Origin of the sequence: Dyella marensis (assembly GCF_900112865.1) — a bacterium.
Taxonomy (GTDB): domain Bacteria; phylum Pseudomonadota; class Gammaproteobacteria; order Xanthomonadales; family Rhodanobacteraceae; genus Dyella_D; species Dyella_D marensis_A.
Genome location: NZ_FONH01000017.1, coordinates 38,714 through 58,517 on the forward strand (window position 1 = coordinate 38,714; position 19,804 = coordinate 58,517).

Annotated in this window: 17 protein-coding genes; 10 read left to right on the plus strand and 7 right to left on the minus strand. The window is 63.3% G+C overall.

Annotated features, from left to right (window positions below; genetic code table 11):
- Window positions 1-58 precede the first annotated feature (58 nt).
- Window positions 59-1,327, minus strand: a complete 1,269-nt coding sequence (locus BM172_RS17490; RefSeq protein WP_026633488.1) for a type II secretion system F family protein — start codon at window positions 1,325-1,327, stop codon at window positions 59-61.
- A gap of 142 nt (window positions 1,328-1,469) precedes the next feature.
- Window positions 1,470-3,191, minus strand: coding sequence for a type IV-A pilus assembly ATPase PilB (gene pilB, locus BM172_RS17495; RefSeq protein ID WP_026633487.1), 1,722 nt, complete (start codon window positions 3,189-3,191; stop codon window positions 1,470-1,472).
- Window positions 3,192-3,427: 236 nt separating this feature from the next.
- Here pilB and BM172_RS17500 point away from each other — a divergent pair, with 236 nt between their 5' ends.
- The 10 genes from BM172_RS17500 (at window position 3,428) to BM172_RS17545 (ending at window position 12,588) form a co-directional block, all read left to right on the plus strand.
- The gene (locus BM172_RS17500; RefSeq protein ID WP_026633486.1) at window positions 3,428-4,282 is read left to right on the plus strand and encodes a glycosyltransferase family 2 protein; all 855 of its coding nucleotides are present in this window, start codon (window positions 3,428-3,430) and stop codon (window positions 4,280-4,282) included.
- A gap of 42 nt (window positions 4,283-4,324) precedes the next feature.
- Entirely contained in the window at window positions 4,325-5,284 is a 960-nt protein-coding gene (locus tag BM172_RS17505; RefSeq protein WP_026633485.1) for a glycosyltransferase family 2 protein, read from the plus strand.
- Window positions 5,285-5,338: 54 nt separating this feature from the next.
- Complete coding sequence (gene rfbF, locus BM172_RS17510; protein WP_026633484.1) at window positions 5,339-6,115, plus strand: glucose-1-phosphate cytidylyltransferase; 777 nt, start codon at window positions 5,339-5,341, stop codon at window positions 6,113-6,115.
- Window positions 6,112-7,182, plus strand: a complete 1,071-nt coding sequence (rfbG, locus tag BM172_RS17515; protein ID WP_035322347.1) for a CDP-glucose 4,6-dehydratase — start codon at window positions 6,112-6,114, stop codon at window positions 7,180-7,182. Before rfbF ends, rfbG begins: the two co-directional genes overlap by 4 nt.
- Before the next feature lie 4 nt (window positions 7,183-7,186).
- Entirely contained in the window at window positions 7,187-7,735 is a 549-nt protein-coding gene (locus BM172_RS17520) for a dTDP-4-dehydrorhamnose 3,5-epimerase family protein (RefSeq protein ID WP_197022825.1), read from the plus strand.
- Entirely contained in the window at window positions 7,732-8,964 is a 1,233-nt protein-coding gene (locus BM172_RS17525) for a class I SAM-dependent methyltransferase (protein WP_026633482.1), read from the plus strand. The genes BM172_RS17520 and BM172_RS17525 overlap by 4 nt, the downstream gene beginning before the upstream one ends.
- Complete coding sequence (locus BM172_RS17530; protein WP_026633481.1) at window positions 8,961-9,449, plus strand: acyltransferase; 489 nt, start codon at window positions 8,961-8,963, stop codon at window positions 9,447-9,449. Before BM172_RS17525 ends, BM172_RS17530 begins: the two co-directional genes overlap by 4 nt.
- Window positions 9,446-10,258 (plus strand): NAD-dependent epimerase/dehydratase family protein, encoded by an 813-nt coding sequence (locus BM172_RS17535; RefSeq protein ID WP_026633480.1) that lies wholly within the window; start codon window positions 9,446-9,448, stop codon window positions 10,256-10,258. Before BM172_RS17530 ends, BM172_RS17535 begins: the two co-directional genes overlap by 4 nt.
- On the plus strand, window positions 10,252-11,016 hold the full coding sequence (locus BM172_RS17540) for a cephalosporin hydroxylase family protein (RefSeq protein ID WP_026633479.1): 765 nt from the start codon (window positions 10,252-10,254) through the stop codon (window positions 11,014-11,016). Before BM172_RS17535 ends, BM172_RS17540 begins: the two co-directional genes overlap by 7 nt.
- Window positions 11,017-11,094: 78 nt before the next feature.
- Window positions 11,095-12,588, plus strand: coding sequence for an oligosaccharide flippase family protein (locus tag BM172_RS17545; RefSeq protein WP_026633478.1), 1,494 nt, complete (start codon window positions 11,095-11,097; stop codon window positions 12,586-12,588).
- A 35-nt stretch (window positions 12,589-12,623) separates the two neighbouring features.
- On the opposite strand, the gene BM172_RS17550 is transcribed toward BM172_RS17545, so the two are convergent.
- The 5 genes from BM172_RS17550 to BM172_RS17570 form a co-directional block, all read right to left on the minus strand.
- Window positions 12,624-13,673: a glycosyltransferase family 2 protein gene (locus BM172_RS17550; protein ID WP_197022824.1), complete on the minus strand. Its 1,050-nt coding sequence runs from the start codon at window positions 13,671-13,673 to the stop codon at window positions 12,624-12,626.
- Complete coding sequence (locus tag BM172_RS17555; RefSeq protein WP_026633476.1) at window positions 13,643-14,560, minus strand: NAD-dependent epimerase/dehydratase family protein; 918 nt, start codon at window positions 14,558-14,560, stop codon at window positions 13,643-13,645. The genes BM172_RS17550 and BM172_RS17555 overlap by 31 nt, the downstream gene beginning before the upstream one ends.
- Window positions 14,553-15,653: a glycosyltransferase family 4 protein gene (locus tag BM172_RS17560; RefSeq protein WP_231504113.1), complete on the minus strand. Its 1,101-nt coding sequence runs from the start codon at window positions 15,651-15,653 to the stop codon at window positions 14,553-14,555. The genes BM172_RS17555 and BM172_RS17560 overlap by 8 nt, the downstream gene beginning before the upstream one ends.
- Before the next feature lie 87 nt (window positions 15,654-15,740).
- Window positions 15,741-17,720 (minus strand): hypothetical protein, encoded by a 1,980-nt coding sequence (locus BM172_RS17565; protein WP_051548317.1) that lies wholly within the window; start codon window positions 17,718-17,720, stop codon window positions 15,741-15,743.
- On the minus strand, window positions 17,717-19,741 hold the full coding sequence (locus BM172_RS17570) for a tetratricopeptide repeat protein (RefSeq protein ID WP_231504112.1): 2,025 nt from the start codon (window positions 19,739-19,741) through the stop codon (window positions 17,717-17,719). Before BM172_RS17570 ends, BM172_RS17565 begins: the two co-directional genes overlap by 4 nt.
- Between the last annotated feature and the right edge of the window lie 63 nt (window positions 19,742-19,804).

Sequence of the window (19,804 nt, forward strand, 5' to 3'; positions counted from 1 at the left end):
TTCGAGGGCTATAAAAAAAGCCCCCCTCCCGACGGGAGAGGGGCTCGGATGCGAGAGCTTACACCGTGCCCGCGAGCTTGAAGATCGGCAGGTACAGCGACACCACCATGCCGCCCACCAGCACGCCGAGGATCACCATGATCAGCGGCTCGAGCAGGGTAGAGAGGGTGTCGACGGCGTTGTTGACCTCTTCCTCGTAGAACTCGGCCACCTTGAACAGCATGTTGTCCAGGGCGCCGGATTCCTCGCCGATGGCGGTCATCTGCACCACCATGTTCGGGAACAGGCCGGTCTGGCGCATGGCCAGCTGCAGCTGGTGGCCGACCGCGACGTCGTCGCGCATCTGCCGGACCGCATCGCCGTACACGATGCTGCCGGTGGCGCCGGCCACCGCCTCCATCGCTTCCACCAGCGGCACGCCGGCGCGGAAGGTCACGCCGAGGGTGCGCGCGAAGCGGGCGATGGCGGACTGGCGCAGGATGTTGCCGATGACCGGGAGCCTGAGCATCACGCGGTCCAGGAAGTGCGCCACTGCCGGCGAACGGTTCTTGGCCATCACCAGGGCGACGATGCTGCCCACGATGACGCCGATCACCACGTACCAGTAGCTCTGCATGAACTGCGAGGCGGAGATCACGATCTGGGTCGGGGCCGGCAGTTCCGCGCCGGCGTCCTTGAAGGTCTGCTGGAACACCGGCACCACGAACAGCAGCAGGATCATGCTGACCAGCATGGCCACCACCAGCACCATCACCGGATAGAACAGGGCCTTCTTGATCTTGCTCTTGATGCCCTCCATCCGCTCCTTGTAGGTGGCCACGGTGTCCAGCACCGTGTCGAGCACACCGGCGGATTCGCCCGCGTGCACCAGGTTGCGGTAGAGCTCGTCGAACTCGACGGGATACTTGCCCAGCGCCTCGTGCAGCGCGGCGCCGCCCTCGATGTTCTGCTTCACATCGACCAGCATGTTCTTGAAGCGGACGTTCTTCTGGCCGTCGGCGATGATGTCGAAGGACTGCACCATCGGCACGCCGGAGGCCATCATGGTGGCGATCTGGCGGCTGAAGATGGCGACGTCGCGCGGCTTGACCTTGCTGCCGGCGGCGCCGAACAGGGGCTTGGACTTCTCGCGCACCGTCTGCGGATTCATGCCCTGGCGGCGCAGTTCCGCCTTCACCAGCGAAGCGTTCTTCGCCGGCATCTCGCCCTTCATGCGCTTGCCGCGCTTGTCCAGCGCGATCCAGTCGTACATGGTCAACTGGCTGACGGCGGCGCGCGCCGCGCCGCGGGCGCGAGCGTCTTTGGCTGCCGTGACTGCTGTGGCCATACGAGAATTCCCCCTTCGAGCTTGCCGGCCAGGAGCCGGCGGCAAATTTCATGCAGCTTAGTGCAAATATCCCCAGGCAATCCGTGCCTTGGCACGCAACTCCAATGTTACCGGCGTCCCGTCCTGTGCGGCCGGGCCGGCCTCAGTCCTTGGTGACGCGGTCGATCTCGGCCAGGCTGGTGACGCCCTGCTTGACCTTCAGCAGGGCCGAGGCGCGCAGGTCGTTGATGCCGGCCTTGCGCGACACCTCGGCGATCTGCATCGCATTGCCGCCCTGCAGCACGATCTTCTGGATGTCCTCCAGCATCGGCATCACCTGGTAGATGCCCACGCGGCCCTTGTAGCCCTCGTTGCAGTTGTCGCAGCCGACCGCTTCGTACAGGGTGAGGCCGGCGTCGATGTCTTCCTGGGTGAAGCCGGCGGCCAGCAGGGTCGCCGCCGGCAGGTCCAGCGGTTTCTTGCAGTCGTGCAGGCGGCGCGCCAGGCGCTGGGCGATCACCAGCGTGACCGACGAGGTGATGTTGTAGGGCGCGATGCCCATGTTCATCAGGCGCGAGATGGTCTGCGGCGCGTCGTTGGTATGCAGGGTGGACAGCACCATGTGGCCGGTCTGCGCGGCCTTGATGGCGATCTCGGCGGTTTCCAGGTCGCGGATTTCGCCGACCATGATCACGTCCGGATCCTGGCGCAGGAAGGAGCGCAGGGCCGCCGCGAAGGTCATGCCGCGCTTGGTGTTCTGCTGGACCTGGTTGATGCCCTCGACGCGGATTTCGACCGGATCCTCGACCGTGGAGATGTTGCGCTCGTTGGTGTTGAGGATATTGAGCGCGGTGTACAGCGACACGGTCTTGCCCGAGCCGGTGGGGCCGGTGACCAGCACCATGCCGTAGGGCTTGTGGATCGCGTTGACGTAGAGCTCTTTCTGCACTTCCTCGTAGCCGAGCTTGTCGATGCCCAGCTTGGCGGTGGAGGCGTCCAGGATACGCAGCACGATCTTCTCGCCGAACAGCGTGGGCAGCGTGCTGACGCGGAAGTCGACCGAGCGGCTCTTGGACAGGTTGAGCTTGATGCGGCCGTCCTGCGGCACGCGGCGCTCGGCGATGTCCAGGCCGGCCATTACCTTCAGGCGCGAGGAAATGCGCGTGGCCAGCTTCATCGGCGGGCTGGCCACCGCGCGCAGCATGCCGTCCATGCGCAGGCGCACCCGGTAATTGGTCTCGAACGGCTCGAAGTGGATGTCCGAGGCGCCGCGCTTGATCGCGTCCACCAGGATCTTGTTGACGAACTTGACCACCGGGGCGTCGTCGTTCGCCGTGGCGTCGATGCCGGTGGAATCGCCGTCGTCGTCGCCGGCTTCGAGCGCCAGCTCCTCCAGGCCGTCGCCGCCGAGGTCGGGGACAGAGGAGCTCATCGAGCTGAGCGCGCCCTCGATCACCCGGTGCAGCTGGGCGCGCTCGACCAGGATCGGTTCCACCATGCAGTTGGAGTGGAACTTGATCTCGTCCAGCGCATGCGACTGCATCGGATCGGCGATGCCGACGAACAGGCGCTTGCCGCGGCGGAACAGGGGCAGGGCGTGATGCTTGTTGATCAGTGCCTCGCTGATCAGGTTCAGCGGCATGTTGGCCGGCTGCAGCGCGGACACGTCCATCGCCGGCATGCCGAACTCGGCCGAGGCGAGCTGGGTGAGGCGGCCGCTGTCGACCAGGCCGTGATCCAGCAGCCAGGCGGTCAGCGAAGTCTTGCCCTGGGTCGAGTCGAGCACCGCCTTGCGCACGTCCGGCTCGGGGAGGACCCCCTCCGATACCAGGCGCCGGGCCATGCCGGACAGCCCTGCCAGAGACGGTTGCATTTGCGTCGCCATGATCTGAATGTCGTCCAGCCCCCTGATTGGCGGGGAATTTACCGCAGATGTCGCGACCGGTCACCCTTCCGTCGGGGCCAATGACGGGAAGGTGACTCCATGCACAGTTTGGCCGGCTTCGCAGGGCTTTGCGGCGTGGCCGCCGCGTCGCGAAAAAGTGGTGGTTTCGTCAATTCGGCCACAGCCGCCCCTGTGCAGGCAGGCTATCATTCGCGTTTACGCTCGGGGGAGTCATTTTGGACCGTATCAGTATCGTTTTGCCGGCCAAGAACGAGGCCGCGGCCCTGAAGACCCTGCTGCCGCGCCTGCGGGCGGCCCAGCCGGACGCCGAGATCATCGTGGTGGACGATGGCTCCACCGACGACACCCGCGAGATCTGCGCCGCCGCCGGCGTCCAGTGCCAGTCCTCGCCGTATTCGATGGGCAACGGCGCGGCGATCAAGCGCGGCGCCCGCGCCGCCACCGGCGACATCCTGGTCTTCATGGACGGCGACGGCCAGCACGACCCCGCCGACATCGCCCGCCTGCTGGCCAGGCTGGCCGAAGGCTACGACATGGTGGTCGGCGCCCGCGACTGGGGCAGCCAGGCCGGCGTCGGGCGGGGCGTGGCCAATACCATCTACAACTGGCTGGCGACGCGGATGACGGGGCATGTGGTGGCGGACCTGACGTCGGGGTTTCGGGCGGTGCGTGCGAGCCGGTTCCGGGAGTTCCTGCATCTGCTGCCCAACGGGTTCTCGTATCCGACCACCAGCACCATGGCTTTCTTCCGCAGCGCGTATCCCGTCGCCTATCTGCCGATCAAGGCCGCGCAGCGCATCGGCAAGAGCCACATCAAGCCCTTGCGCGACGGCATGCGCTTTCTCCTGATCATCTTCAAGATCGCCACGCTGTATTCCCCGCTCAAGCTGTTCGTGCCGGCCAGCGTGGTGTTCTTCCTGCTGGGCTGCCTCAATTACGCCTGGACGTTCATCCACGAGGGACGGCTGACGAACATGAGCACGCTGCTGTGGAGCGCGGCCGTGATCGTCTTCCTGATCGGCCTGGTATCGGAGCAGATTACAGCCCTGACCTATCGCCGTGATGCCTGATCCGGACATCGTAGACCGGGCGACCATCGGTATCGATGCCGCATGAAGATCCAGGTATTCATTCCCACCTTCAACCGGGCCGACAAGCTCCGCCGAGCCGTTGAAAGCGTCCTGGCGCAGCCGGTTCCCGGCTTGGAAGTGGTGGTGCTGGACAATCATTCCGAAGACCGCACGGAAGAGGTGCTCGGCGAGCTGTCGAGGCGCGACGCGCGCATCCGGCATATCCGCCGTCCGCAGAACATCGGCATGATTCCCAATATGAACGCCATCCGCGACCTGGTCGATGGCGATTTCTTCGCGATGCTGCCGGATGACGATGTGTACGAGCCCTGTTTCCTGGAGGAAGCGCTTGAACGCTTCCGGCAGAACGCGGATGTCGATTTCGTCGCCTGCAATGCGCTGACGAAGATCGGCGATCGCGTAGAGAAGAGTCAGCTGGATTACTGGCGGGAAGGGCGGTGCGGCAAGGGTACGGCGGTACTGAAGTGCCTGCTCGGCCACTATCCACTGATCACGAATGTCTTGTTCCGTTCGTCATTGCGGGAGCGCTTCTTCTTCTATCCCGAACTCGGCAATGTCGCAGACGGCTTTATCCTGACCTGCCTGTTTGCCAGCCGCCATTCGTATATATCGAAACGAGTGACCGGCTATTGGAATAATGACGGCGAGAATGCTTCTGTGGCGCGCGCGCCGAATCCGGTCGATATCGCGAATGTCGCGTTGAGCGAATATGCGCTCTATCGAAAGGCGATTTCAGCCGGCGAGCTTCCGGCGCGGTGGCTGCCCGTGCTGGCGCTGAAGCGCAACCTGAGCATCCTGATGGCGTCGAGAAAGATCGGTTTCGACAGGATTCGCAATGAAAGCCGGATGATGGAACTTGTCCGTCCGTCGACGGTGCTCTGGCTGCGCCTCCTGGATCGCGCGCGAGTGATCGCGATCTTCGTCGGCGCCTTGAGCTTTGCCCGTAAGTGCTATCGCCGGGTCATGGTCTCTGCCCACTGAACAGTGGCGCGGCGAAGTGCCGGTTGGCTTGATTCTGTTTGAGGATGGAACATCATGAAGGCAGTGATACTCGCGGGTGGATTGGGAACTCGCATATCCGAAGAGACGCACCTCAGGCCCAAGCCGATGATCGAGATCGGCGGGAAGCCGATGCTGTGGCACATCATGAAGATCTACTCCGCCTATGGCGTCAACGACTTCGTGATCTGCTGCGGCTACAAGGGCTACATCATCAAGGAGTACTTCGCCAATTATTTCCTCCACATGTCGGATGTGACATTCGATATCGCCAACAATCAGATGTCCGTCCACGAGAAGCACGCGGAGCCATGGCGGGTCACGCTGGTGGACACCGGGGACGACACCATGACCGGCGGCCGCCTGGGGCGTGTCGCTCCTTATGTGAAGGATGAGGAGTTCTTCTTTTTCACCTACGGCGATGGCGTGTCCGACCTGGATATCGCCGCGCAGATGGCATTCCATCGGTCGCACGGAAAATTGGCCACGATCACGGCCGTGCAGCCGCCGGGGCGCTACGGCGCATTGCGCACGGATGGCCATGCCGTCAGCGGCTTCATGGAGAAACCGCCGGGCGATGGCGGGCTGATCAACGGAGGCTTTTTCGTCCTCTCGCCTAAGTGCCTGGACCTGATCGAGAGTGACGGCACGGTATGGGAACTCGGGCCGCTGTCGCGGCTGGCGGAGATGGGCGAGCTCATGGCGTTCGAGCATCGAGGGTTCTGGCAGGCGATGGACACGCTGCGCGAAAAAAATGCGCTGGAGGAACTGTGGTCTTCGGGCGCCGCGCCCTGGAAGGTGTGGCATCCATGAGCGCGCATGCATGGTCTGGCCGTTCGGTGCTGCTCACCGGCCATACGGGCTTCAAGGGCAGCTGGCTCAGCCTGATGCTGCGCGGGCTAGGGGCTCGAGTTCATGGTTATGCGCTCGATCCGATCGGCGAGCCTTCGCTGTTCGAGCGGGGGCGTATCGCCGAGACCCTGGCGACGGACTGCCGGGCCAACCTGCTGGACCTGCCGACGCTGACGGCCGCGCTTGAGCGCGCCGCACCCGAGGTGGTGCTGCACCTGGCGGCGCAACCGCTGGTCAAGGTCGGATATGCGGATCCCGTCGGTACCTTCGCCACCAATGTGATGGGTACTGCGCATCTGCTGGAAGCGTGCCGGCGCGTGGGTTCGGTCAAGGCGATCATCGTCGTCACCACGGACAAGGTCTACCGGAACGAAGAGGACGGCCAGGCATACGCCGAAAGCGAGCCGCTGGGTGGGCACGATCCTTACAGCGCCAGCAAGGCTGCCGCGGAGATCGTTTCCGCCAGCTATCGGTCGAGCTATCTGCATGGTGTCGTCCCCTTGGCCACGGCGCGCGCGGGCAACGTGCTCGGTGGCGGCGACTGGGCCGCCGACCGGCTGGTGCCCGATTGCATACGCGCCTTCGAAGCGGGCGAGACGGTGCACCTGCGCCGTCCTGGGGCGATACGTCCGTGGCAGCACGTGCTCGAGCCGCTGAGCGGCTATCTGACCCTCGCCGAGCATCTGCTGGCGAGCGATGGCGAGAAGTACGCGCAGGCGTGGAACTTCGGTCCGGAGCCGTCGAGCGTCTGCACCGTCGAGGAAGTCGCGATCCAGGTGGCGGAACTCTGGGGTGCCGGCGCGAAAGTCACTGCATCGCACGAGGAAGGATTCCACGAGGCCGGCGTGCTCAGGCTCGATTCCTCCAAGGCGGCCTCCCTGCTGCAATGGCATCCCCGCTGGACCCTGTCCCAGGCCCTTGGCGCTACCGTGGAGTGGCACAAGTCATTCCGCGCTGGCGAGGACATGCAGCGGGTGTGCGAGAGGCAGATCGAAGCCTATGCCCAGGGGCGCGTCGCCCATGGATAGGTTCGTGGTCGAGCCCACTCCGCTGCCGGGGCTGCTCCAGTTGCGGCGGCTTCCGCGCGCCGATGCCAGGGGCTATCTTGAGCGCCTCTACGATCAAGCCGATCTGAGCGGGGTGTTCGGGGACCGCGTGGTGCGGCAGGTCAATCGGACGCTCACCAGGAAGAAGGGCGCTGTGCGCGGCATGCATCTGCAGATGGGCAAGCATGCGGAGGCGAAGCTGGTCACCTGCGTCAGGGGAAAGGTCTTCGATGTGGCGGTCGATCTTCGGCAGGGTTCCGGTACCTTTCTGCATTGGCATGGCGTGTTGCTCGATGGGGACGGAAGCGAATCGCTGTTTATCCCGGAAGGCTTCGCTCATGGATTTCAGACACTGACCGACGACTGCGAGATGCTCTACCTGCACACCGCCGCTTACGAGCCGGGCGCGGAGATGGGAGTTCATCCCGAGGACACGGCGATCGCGATCGCCTGGCCCGGAGAAATAACGGATATGTCGGTGCGTGACGGTTCCCACCCGCGCATCGATGCTTCATTCAAGGGTGTATTGACGTGAAATGCCGACACTGCGATGCGTCGCTCAAGCTGACTTTCGTCGATCTCGGGAGCGCGCCGCCTTCCAATGCCTACCTGACCGAGGAGGCGCTGAAGGCCTCCGAGCGCTGGTTCCCGCTACGCGTGCTGGTGTGTGAATCCTGCTGGCTGGTGCAGACCGACGATTATGCCGATGCGCGTGAGCTGTTCGACGCCACCTACGCCTACTTCAGCGGCGTTTCGGTCAGCTGGCTGGAACATTGCCGAGGCTATGCCGAGGCGATGATCGATCGCTTCGAGCTTGACGGCGACAGCCATGTGGTCGAGGTGGCCTCGAACGACGGCTCGCTGTTGCAGTACTTCCAGGCTCGCGGCGTGCGCAGTACCGGTATCGAGCCGACGGCGAGCACGGCCGCCAGTGCACGGGCGAAGGGGATTGCGGTCGTCGAGGAGTTTTTCGGCAGTGCGCTGGCGAAAGAGCTCTGCCGCGCCGGGCAGCAGGCCGACCTGATGGCCGCGAACAACGTGCTGGCCCATGTGCCCGACATCAACGATTTCGTGAAGGGCTTCGCGACCCTGCTCAAGCCGGCAGGAGTCGTCACGTTCGAGTTTCCCCATCTGCTGCGACTGGTCGCGCAGTGCCAGTTCGATACCATCTATCACGAGCACTTCTCCTATCTGTCGCTGACGGCCATTCGCAGCGTGATGGAGGCCTCTGGCCTGCAGATTTTCGATGTCGAAGAACTTTCGACACATGGCGGCAGCTTGCGTGTATACGGCCAGCGTGCGGATACGGCTGGGCGTGCGGTCACGGCGAACGTCGCGCGGATTTTTGCGGAGGAAGAGCAGGCCGGCGTGACCACGCCAGTGTTCTACACACAGTTTCAGCGCGCGGCCGAAACGGTGAAGAACGAGTTTCTCGAGTTCCTGCTGAAAGCGCGCAAGCAGGGCGCCCGTGTCGCCGCCTACGGCGCGGCGGCCAAGGGAAACACCTTGCTGAACTATGCCGGGGTGAAGAACGATCTGCTGCCTTTTGTGGTCGATCGCAGCCCCTCGAAGCAGGGTAAGTATCTTCCCGGCAGCCGTATTCCCGTGGTCGTGGAAGATGAGCTCAAGCGCGACAAGCCGGACTACGTGGTGATCCTGCCCTGGAACATCCGCGAGGAAGTGATGCAACAGCTGGCCTACATCCGCGAATGGGGCGGTTCCTTCGTGGTCGCCGTGCCTCGGCTGGAGATCGTGCCCGCATGATTGTCGTCGATCCATCGGCGCGGGTGTCTCCGCTTGCGGATATCGAGGATTCCGTGCGCGGCACCAGGATCGAGATCCGCAGGGGCGCTGTCATCGACGCCTTCGTCAAGATCAAGCCGGCTGGCGGCAGCGGTGACGTGATCGTCGGCGAGGACAGTGTGATCAACTCCGGGTGCGTGATCTATACCGGCAACGGCGTGCGCATCGGCAAAGGGGTGGCCATCGCGGCCAATTGCACCTTTGCGCCGGTGAATCACGAGTTTTCCCGCCGCGATGTGCCGATCCGTGCCCAGGGCTTTCGTCCGAGCAAGGGCGGCATCGAGATCGGCGACGATGTCTGGATCGGGGCGAACTGTGTGCTGCTCGACGGCGCGGTGATTGGCGAGGGTTGCGTGATCGCGGCCGGCTCGATCGTTCGGGGCGTGCTGGAGGCCTTCAAGATCTATGGCGGCTCGCCGCTGAAGGTGCTGGGGGAACGGCAATGAAGTTCACGGTGATCGGTGCCGGCGGCTTCATCGGAAGTGCGCTGGTCGATGCGCTCCGTTCGAGCGGCATGGCGGTCCATGCTCCCGCCAGAGGGCAGGAGCTTGCTGATGCGGATCTGGGGCACGTGATCTTCGCCGCTGGGGTGACCGCGGACTTCCGCACGCGGCCTTTCGATGCCGTCGAGGCGAATACGGCGCTTCCGTCGAGGCTGCTGCGCGAAGGCAGGTTCGATTCCTTCCTGTATCTGTCGTCGGCGCGGATCTACCGTAACGCCTCGGATGGTACGGAGGCGGCTGACATCTTCGTCAATCCCAACGACGCCGAGCAGCTCTACGACTTGACCAAGTTGGCTGGAGAGGCCGTTTGCCGCGCCAGCGGCAGGGCTGGCGTGCGGGTCGCGCGGCTGTCGAACGTGGTGGGCAACAATTTCAACTCGAACACCTTTGTCGGCCAGCTCATCCGGGATGCCTGCACCAGCGGGCACGTCGCGTTGAGGAGCTCGCTCGATTCCGCGAAGGACTATGTGCTGCTCGAAGACGTCGTCTCCGTGCTGCCCAGGATTGCCGTCGAAGGCAAATCGTTCTGCTACAACGTGGCGTCCGGAGTGAACCTCACCCACGAGGCCGTGCTGGCCGAGGTGCTGCGTGCGTCGGGTGCGACATCTTCCGTGATGGAATCGCCGCCCAGGTCTATCTCGACCGCCATCGATATTTCACGCATCGCGGGCGAGTTCTCATTCAAGCCATCGCCCGTGCTTCCGGCGATCGGCGGATTGGTCAACGAATACAGGAAAACGACGGCATGCTGAAGATCGATATGAGCAAGGGCGTGGTCGCCCTGGAGACGCCCGAGGGCGAGCAGCAGTTCGGGATCGGCACACCGGAAGCGTTCAAGCTGATTTCCCAGGCCTGGCTGAGGAGCGGATGGGACAACAAGTACGTCTACAGCTTCAGCTGGATGGGGCGGCCGGTGATCCAGCTGCCCGAGGACATGCTGCGCATCCAGGAGCTGATCTACAGCATCCGGCCCGACGTGGTGGTGGAGACCGGGATCGCCCACGGTGGCAGCCTGATTTTCTACGCCGGGCTGATGGAGGCCATGGGGTATGGCCGCGTGATTGGCGTCGATATCGAGATTCGCAGCCATAACCGGCAGGCCATCGAGGCGCACGAGATGTACAAGCGGATACAGATGATCGAAGGATCTTCCGTGGATACTGCGGTGGTCGCTTCGGTGAAAGAACTGATCCGTCCGGGCGAGAAAGTACTGGTGATCCTGGACTCCAATCACACGCGCGAGCACGTGCTGGCGGAGCTCCGCGCGTATGCCGACATGGTGGCTGTGGATTCGTACATCGTTGCCTGTGACGGCATCATGCAGGAGGTGGTCGGCGGCGAGCGGACCAAGCCCGAGTGGATTACCGACAATCCACAGTTCGCGGTGAAGGATTTCCTGGCGGAACGCAAGGATTTCGTCCTCGAAGAGCCTGCGTTCCCCTTCAACGAGGGCAGGATCACCGAGCGGGTCACGTACTGGCCGAACGCTTATCTCCGCCGCATGGGTTAAGGCGGCGGCTGCCGAACCGACTCCAGCGAGCGATCAGGCGATGGCGTTCTCCGGCTTCCTTCTTCGAGCGCACTCAGGGTGAGCCTGCGCAGGAACGTTATCGCCAACTACCTGGGCGCGGGCTGGGCCGCGCTGATGAACATTGCCTTCGTGCCCCTATACATCCGGTATATGGGCGCCGAGGCCTATGGCCTGGTCGGCGTGTTCCTGGTGCTGCAGGGAATGCTGTCGCTGCTCGATCTCGGCATGGCACCGTCGATCGGACGGGAAATGGCTCGCGTCAATCTCGATCATGACGCTGCGGATGCGCGAACGCTGCTGCGCACCATCGAATGGGTGGTGCTGGCGCTGGCCTTCGCGGTTCTCCTGTTCGTGGCCCTGCTGGCGCCATGGCTGGCGGCCTCGTGGCTGCATCTTGAGAGGATTCCCGAACCGGTCGCTGTCCATTCCATTCTGTTGATGGGAGGTATCGTCGGGCTGAGGCTGGTCGAGAACGTCTACCGCAGTGCGCTGATCGGTCTCCAGCAGCAAGTCGCCCTGAATGTAGTGCTGGCGTTCGCTGCTACATTGCGGGGCGCAGGCAGTTGGTGGGTGCTCGCCAACGTTTCCGCCGGTGCTTCCGCTTTCTTTACCTGGCAGCTGCTGGTGGCCTGCGTTTCGGTTGCGCTGTTCGCATGGGCCGTGTATAGGCGTCTGCCGTCGACGGGCGTTCGCTCTGGGTTTTCCCTGGAGAAACTGCATGCCGTCAAGCAATTTGCCGGCGGCGTCATGCTGATTACCGGCATGGCGCTGTTGCTGTCGAACCTGGATAAAGTGCTGCTTTCCAGGCTGCTCCCTTTGGATGTATTCGGCCGCTACACCTTCGCGGCGACGATTGCACAGGCGCCGTTGGGATTAGTGGTGCCCATCGTCCAGGCGTTCTACCCGCGATTCACCAAGTATTGGACGGACGGAAAAAGCGAGACGCTGGTCGATGCGTATCATTTTTCCGCGCAGCTGGTGAGCGTGGCCTTGGGCAGCGCAGCCATGTTCGTCGTGCTTTATGGACGACAGGCGCTGCGGCTGTGGACCGGCGATATGGCGTTGGCCGACAGCGTTTATGTCATTACCGCAGTGCTTACGCTGGGCACCATGCTCAACGGCATGATGACGGTGCCCTATTATCTTCAGCTGTCCGCTGGCTGGACGTCGTTGATGGCGCGGGCGAACGTCGTCGCGGTAGTCCTGATGATTCCGGTGCTGCTGGTTGTCGTTCCTCGATACGGAGCGACCGGAGCAGCATGGGCCTGGCTGGCATTGAACGGTGCGTACGTCCTGCTGGTCGTGCCGCTCATGCACCGGAAGCTGCTGGGCGGCGAGCGGACGCGCTGGTACGTCTTCGATGTCGCCATGCCATTGGCCGCCTCATTGGCCGTGGGTGGCTTGCTGCGCCAGTTTGATATCAGCGCGTATGCAGCGACTCTTCAATGGGTTGGCTTGCTCATCATCGGCGGTTTGATGCTGGCAGCTTCGGCGCTGGCGGCGCCGCTCGTGCGTGTGCGCATCGAAGCTTTGCTGCGACCTCGCGCTTGACGGATAAATGGCATCGTTCAGCGCCAGGATTGGCGCTACTTGCCGATATCGGGCACGCCAAACTGGCGCAACATCGATAGCTTGCGCGGCATCCTGGCGAAAACACTGAAATAGCGGCGATTCGAAGTCGCTTTCAGCTTCATGAGCTGGTTCCTGGTCGAGCGAAGCCGGGCCCGCTCTTTCACCACGGAAGTCACGGCATTCCAGTAAATATCGAGGAAGATGCGGGGATTCCGTCGCCACGCACTCAATACCAGCCCTTCGGCGATCAGAAGCAGGGCATGCAGTGCGAGGAGCGCCCACATCGCGGGCGTCGGTGTGCAGATGAAGAGCGCGTAGCTCTTGTTGCGCTCGCTGAGGCGCCGCCGTCGCATGGTAGAGGCCAGCTTGCTCTGCGACGGCTTGTTTCCTCCGAAGGAAGCGCCCTGTCGATGCCGATAGCCGCTGCCGGGGACGACGCGGACCTCGTGGCCACGCAACCGGGCGATGCTGCAGAGATACAGGTCCTCGGCAATGGATTCCATCCACGTCGGGAAGCCATCGAGTTCGATCCACAGCCTCCGCGGTATCCACAGGCATGCGCCGATGACCATGGCGACGTCGGTACGATCGGCGTCGAGATTCGGGATTGGATTGTAGAAATAGTCGAGCAGGCAGCCGCGATCGACCAGCCGGTGCGTGACCCAGTCGTATTGGGGCAGGGTGAGTATGTTGTCGGGTCCGGCTTCGACCTGCTCCAACAGCTTGCTCAGCGCATCGGGAAAAAGCGCGGCATCGTTGTTGAGCAGCAGGACGTAGTCGCCGGCAGCGGCGGCGACCATGCGGTTGTTAGCTACGCAGAAGCCCACGTTGTCAGCGCTTTGTAGCAGCTTGACCGAGGGATACTTCTGGCGGATGAGTTCGACGGAGCTATCGGTGGAGGCATCGTCGTGCACGATGACTTCAATGCTAGGCGCATTTTCCTGGGCAAGGATTGAGGCCAGGCAGTCGTCCAGCAACTGCTCGCCGTTGTAGTTGGCGATGCAGATGGAGCACACGATCCGATCGGTGTGCTTCACGGGAGACGAGGTTTCAGCCAGTTCCACGTTTGCTCGAGGCCTTTCTGCAGTGGTGTGGTCGCTGCCCAGCCGAGGCGTTGCGCGGCGTGCATCGCATCGATGACAACGTGCTCGGCATCCAGTGATCGCGGCGGGTGATAGACGCGCTTCAGTGCCGTGCCTGCCACCAGCTCCATCTGCTGCAAAAGTTGATTCAGGCTGGTGCCGGTGCCGCTGGACGCGTTGAAGATCTCGAAGCCCGACTTGGCCGGCTCGCTCAGGATGCGTAGGCACAGCTCGACGAAATCGTCGATGTAGAGATAGTCGCGGGTGGCCGAACCGTCGCCCCAGATCTCCATCGCTTCGCCGCGCTTGAGTTTGGCGAAACCGTTGGGGATGACGCCGAAGCCGACGCGCAGCTCCTGGCCCGGTCCATATACATTCGAAGGGCGGATGACCGTCGCCGAGCCGGCTTGCTGCGAGCACCACGCTTCGATGAACGATTCCGCGGCGATCTTGCCGGCGCCATGATAGGAGCGCGGCCAGATTCGGCTCTTTTCGGTAGCCGGGGTGCGATCGTGATTGGTGTACAGCGTGCCGCCCGAGGAAATGTAGATGAGGCGGATCGACGGCTGCTGGTGCAGGGCCTCCAGCAGAGTCAAGGTCGGCGTCAGGTTCTGCAGCTCCTTGAGCGGTTGACCCGACGAGCTGCCGGGTGTCGACGAGGATGCCGTGTGGATGACGGTGTGCGCTTTTGCAAGCGCTGCACGGAAATCATCCGGAGTGACCAGGTTCAACGCCTCGGCAGAAAGGTGCGCCAATGTCTCGGGACGACGAGTCGCCACCATGACACGATGGCCAGAGTCCAGCAGCGCCTGCGTGAGATGTCGCCCGATGAAGCCGGCGGCGCCGAGAATCAGGATGGAATCACGCATGGCGGGAGGTCAGCAGGCTCTGGTAGATGTCCACATAGCGGCCGGCGCAATCGTCCCAGGTGCCGAAATCATCGCGGGCCCAGGCTCGGGCGGCCGCTCCATATTGCGCATTGATTGCCGGGTCTTCCAACTGGCGAATCGCGTCCTCGAACGAGCCCTGGGTATCGCAGAGACGGCCGCTGCGGTGATTCTCCACGATACTGGCGTGCGCCGGCATATCCGAAGCCACGATCGGCAGGCCGCTGGCCATCGCCTCCAGCATGACCTGCGGGCGGCCTTCGGCGTGCCGGCTCAGGGTGACCAGGCCGGTCGCGCGAGGGAACCAGGTGCTGGCCAGTTCCTGCGGGGTGGCCGAGCCGTGGTAGTGGACCCAACGGGGTACCTCGATCTGTTCCTGCATCGGCCCGAACAGGTGCAGCTCTCGTTCTCCACCAGCAAACAACGGTGCCGACCATTCGAAGAGCGGGCCGAGCTTGTTGGCGGTCAGGCGCGTTACGGCCAGCCACTGGTGCGGACTCGCCGGAGATCTTTCGATCTCATACCAATGCGGCGCGATACCGAAGGAAACCGGCTTGATCTGCGCGATGTCGCCGAACGCGGCTTCGAGCGGCTGTCGCATCCATTCGGCGTTCGGACAGATGGCCACCGGTCGGGAACGCATGTTCCGGCGAAGCAGGGAACGAACCAGGGGAACGTTCATGAGCTTGAGATCGTTGCCGAGCACGGTCAGTAGGGCCGGCTTGCCGTTGTTGGGAAGCGGCAGGGCGCATTGGAGCCAGTTCAGGTGGTACACGTCGACATTGGCATGACGGCGATAGGTCTTCCACAACAGATAAAGCAGTTTCGCCGGTGCCAGCGTCGAGGCAAGACCGCCCTGGCGCATCAGGTGCGAGACACCTCCGGCGGCCATGAGCTGATCGAGCCAAGCGGATTCGGTCGGCGTCGCTGCCGGCTGGACTTTATCCGGCAGCGTTCCAGGCGGGGCCCACAAATGCAGTTCGATATCTTTCTTCGCGGCGATGGAACGGGCCATGTCCCGGATGAATACACCTTTCCAATCCGACAAGTCCTTGGGATAGGAGGTGCTGACCATGAGTACGCGCATGGGGCGGGAAGGCCCGACGGAAGGCGGACTATGGATCGGAGCGGTGGTCGACGAAGTGGGTCTCATGAGCCGAGGTCATTCATGCGAACTGGCGGTCAATGACCGCGTCAGCTCGTTGATGATGGGGGTGAGTGAGTTGGCCACATTGAGATGCTCGATCTGCGCAATGCTCTTGCGTGCGCTGGCCGGATCGCCGGTGGCGAGCTGCATGCGGGCCAGGCTGGTCCAATAGGCGGGTTCGCGAGGAGCCACGGCGCAGGCCTGTGTCGCCATCTGGATGCCTAGGGCGCGATCCTCCAGAACATTCCATGCGTAGTCGGCGTACATGCTGAGCAGCCGCCCACTCGGATTGGGATGAGATAGTGCCGCGAGGAAAGATTCCATCATGCGTTGAGTCGAGAGGTCGCAGTGGCCCTGGCGCGCGCATTGAGTCAATGCGCCAAGCGAACTTTCGTCCTGCACGCCCGGCGTGCGCGCCTTGAGTTTTGCGATCAGGGAGTCCCACCACTCGTTCTTGATCGGGCGGTTCATCCTCGCGTTGAGGAAGATCAGGGCCTGTTCGGGAAGAATGGATGAGCCGGGCAGGGCGGCAGCTCTTTCCAGTGGCGCATAAGCCTGATCGACCATGGGGGAAGCCGCATCGTAGTTGGAGAGCACGATATAGGTGCGACCCAGTTCGTACTGCGCGCGGGGCGACTGCGGTGCGCGAGCCGCAAGCTCCTCCGCGAGGTTGAGCGGGGTCGACCAGGCCTGAGAGGTCATGAGTGTGAGTGCGGTCCAATGCAGCATCAACATGACGAAGAGCGTGCGTTTGGGCAGAAAGAACGAGCGCGTCGCTACCGGGCTGTCTTCCATCGCGGCAAGCCAGGGGAGCAGCGCGAGCAGCAGGCCGAAGCTCGCAAAATAATTCCTGTGCTCATAGATGAGCTCCAGGGGAATGATGGTTCCCGTCAGCAGGTGGCAGCCAAGGAACAACGCCAAGCCAAGAGCGACCAGGGGCTTGCGCTTGCGCACCCACACCGTAAAGCCGATGCCGAGCGCAAGGGCCACGATGCTGGCGAAAGTGCTGAGCGGAGCAAGCAGCCCTTTCGAGATCTGGAAGTCGTCGTGATAGAACGACAAGGCATGCGGCGTCGGCACGACGGTCCACGCCACGTAGTCGACGACGATCCTGGCTTCGCTCAACAACCGGGTCTTGAGCGTGAAGTCCCTGACCGCCCAGGTCGCCGGCCGGAGCAGGCCAGGCACAAGAACGGCAAGACCGATGATGCCCGGCAGGACGAGGCCGAACGCATACAAGGCGAGCAGGCGGCGATCAGTCCCGACGCCGTCAGGGCGCTTGAAGCGAAATACCGCCCATTCCACCAGGGCTGCATAGAGCGGCAACATGATCGCGGTCTCCTTGGCGAACAGCCCCAGAGCCGTCGGCAACAGGATGTAGCCGGCGCACAGCGCGACCTGTCGCAGGCCGTGATCCTTGAGTTCGAGCATCCGGCTGCGCGTGCGCGTGTAGCCGATCAAGCCGGCGAGCACGAACAGGTTGGCCATGCTTTCCATGCGCTGCACGACGTAGAGTACGACGGTGACGTTGATCGGCAGCAGCATCCAGCCGAGCGCGAGGCACGCTGCCATCCATCGGGTCTGCACCTCGGTTTCTGGCGTCGCGTCTTGCTCCAAGGGCCGCAGGTTCGAACCGTCGAAACGCCACCTGCGCACCGCGGAGATCAGTACACCGGCGAGCAGGTAGACCAGCCAGCCATTGAGCAGGTGCAGGACGAGATTGGTGGCCTTCATCCAGAAGGGATCCAATCCGGTGGCCAGGTAGTTGACGGCGAAGCTCAGCGAAGACAGTGGTCGCTTGAGTTCGCTGGACGGCGAGGACAGCGCCGCGCTCACCAGCGATGGGATGCTCGCATCCTTGGGCTGGACCTCATGGTTGTCGATGATGTTGGGGTAGTCGTCGAACAGGTAGGCGCCATGGAGGCCGGCCCAGTAGACCGCGATGATCGCAATGAAGCCGATCAGGAGGAGGGTGCGCGGGATGAAGGGTTTCATTGTGTCTTCATATTCGGGCCGGCGGCTGGAGGCGTGGCCTGATTCTGCCCCATGTGCCGCGCATCGGCGTCCAGTTGCCGGTAGATATGTTCGAGCTCGCGCGGCCAGTAGTTCTGCCGGCGCAGGATCCAGTCGTGCACGGTAGGCATGCCGGGTCCTGGCTTCGGAGTCTTGTCGCGTACCTGCATGTAGTGATCCAGCAACTGGCGGCCATGGACCGGATATCCAGCCGAGCCAAGCAGTGCGGCGCCTTCCAGGGCGATGCTCGGCCGCACTGCCAGGTCCAGCGCCTGCTCAAAATCCTGCAGCGCCGCATCAGCCTGGCCTTGCGCTAGCTGGATGCGGCCGTGCAGGTACTTGAAGTCCTGCATGGAGGCGGGATCGTCCAGCTTGGGGTTGCGCGAACCGGCGTCGATCAAGTTGAGCAGGTCGGCTGTATCGAGATTTTTGCAGTGACCGGCCTGGGCGACGGGTAGCATCCGGTCCAGCCAGTGAGTCAGGAGCGCGCTGGTGTTAGGTGCGGTCAGAATCGCCTCGCGCGCCGCGGCCATCTCGAACGCGGGCAGGGAGCCCATCATGCAGCGGGCGCCGATCAGGTTGAAACTGATCTGCAGTTCATTGGGGTGATGAGCGAGCCATCGCTGCAGGCGCGCGGCTGCCAGGTCGGGGCGGCCGGCCTGCATTTCTTCCTGGGCCGCATTGGCCTGCGCCCTGGCGGAGTCGGGATTGATCCTGGCCCAGATCAGGGCCTGGGTCAGCTCGTCGCCCCAGACCTGCGCTCGCGAATAGGTGAGGATCGCGAGGGTGAGTGGAACTGTCCAGGTCAGCGTGGTTTTCAGCAGGGCTAGTGTGCGGCGATCGGCCAGCCATTCGCCTATCGGCCAGAACATGAGCAGGGCGGGTAGATAGTTGCGATGCTCGAAATACAGTTCAAGCGGGATGGAGCTGGATTCGATCAGATGCCCGATCAGGAAGAAGCCGATGGCCGCACTGATGGCAGGTAGTCCTTTTCGGGACTTGTATGCGACCGCTGCCAGTCCTGCGAGGGCGATGATGGAAAAGAGCGTGCTTGCAGGATGGAGCAGCGAAGTCGACGGTACGTATTGGTCGTTGAACAGCCCCGTCGAGTCGGCTCGCGGTGCCCAGAGCAGGGTCAGGTAATCCATCAGCACGCGCGGCTCGGTGAGCAGACGCTGCGTATAGCTCCAGGGGCGCGAGGGCACATTGCCCACGGCGATGCCGTGAATGCCTACCCATAGCAGGTAGGCGGCAATAGCAGCCGCCGGCAGGATGCCGAAGACAAAAAGCGTGGCGCCGTACCAGGAACGTGCCTTGGGCGTGTCGATGCTGCGCCGCGGCCTGATCACGACGTATTCGATCAGCAACACGAACAGTGGCAGGAGCGCGCCATTGGCCTTGGCCAGGGCGCCGAGCAGGGTAAAGCCGGCGATGCCGGCGACGCTGACGGTGAGACCGCGATGCAATCGTCCCCGGACGATCAGCTCGCGACCATGCATCCATATCAGCAGGCCTGCCAGTACGCAAGTCGCGGGCAGCATAGCTTCGCGCTGCACGATATACAGCGTGGTCGAGACGAGCAGCGGGTGCAGCAGCCACAGCGCGGTCGCCACGGCAGCGGACCTGCGTACCCGGGCCTTGTCCTCGCCGTGGAGGAAGTTGCCCAGACGGAGCAGCACGCAGAAAAGCAACGCCCCGTTGATCATGTGCAGCGCGAGGCTGGTGCACTTGAAGGGATAGGGCGAGGCGGGCCAGTCCCGTGCATCCAGCAGAAAGGTGAGCAGCGTCAGCGGGCGGCCGGTGGGGTCCGCGGTGCCTGAAGTGATGTAGCGCCAGAACGCCGGCCAGTTATCGATCGGCCCTTGCGCGCCGAGGCTGGGCAGATTGATGTAGTCGTCGAACAGGAAGCCGCCGTGCAGGCCTGGCCAGTATGCAATGGCGGTCAACGCCAACGCCGCCGATAGCCAAAGAAGAGTCGGGAGGTGTTGGCGCATCTGGGACATGGCAGATCTTAAAAAAGAGAAGGACCGCACGAGGCGGCCCTTCCCGGAATGACGACTTGAAAG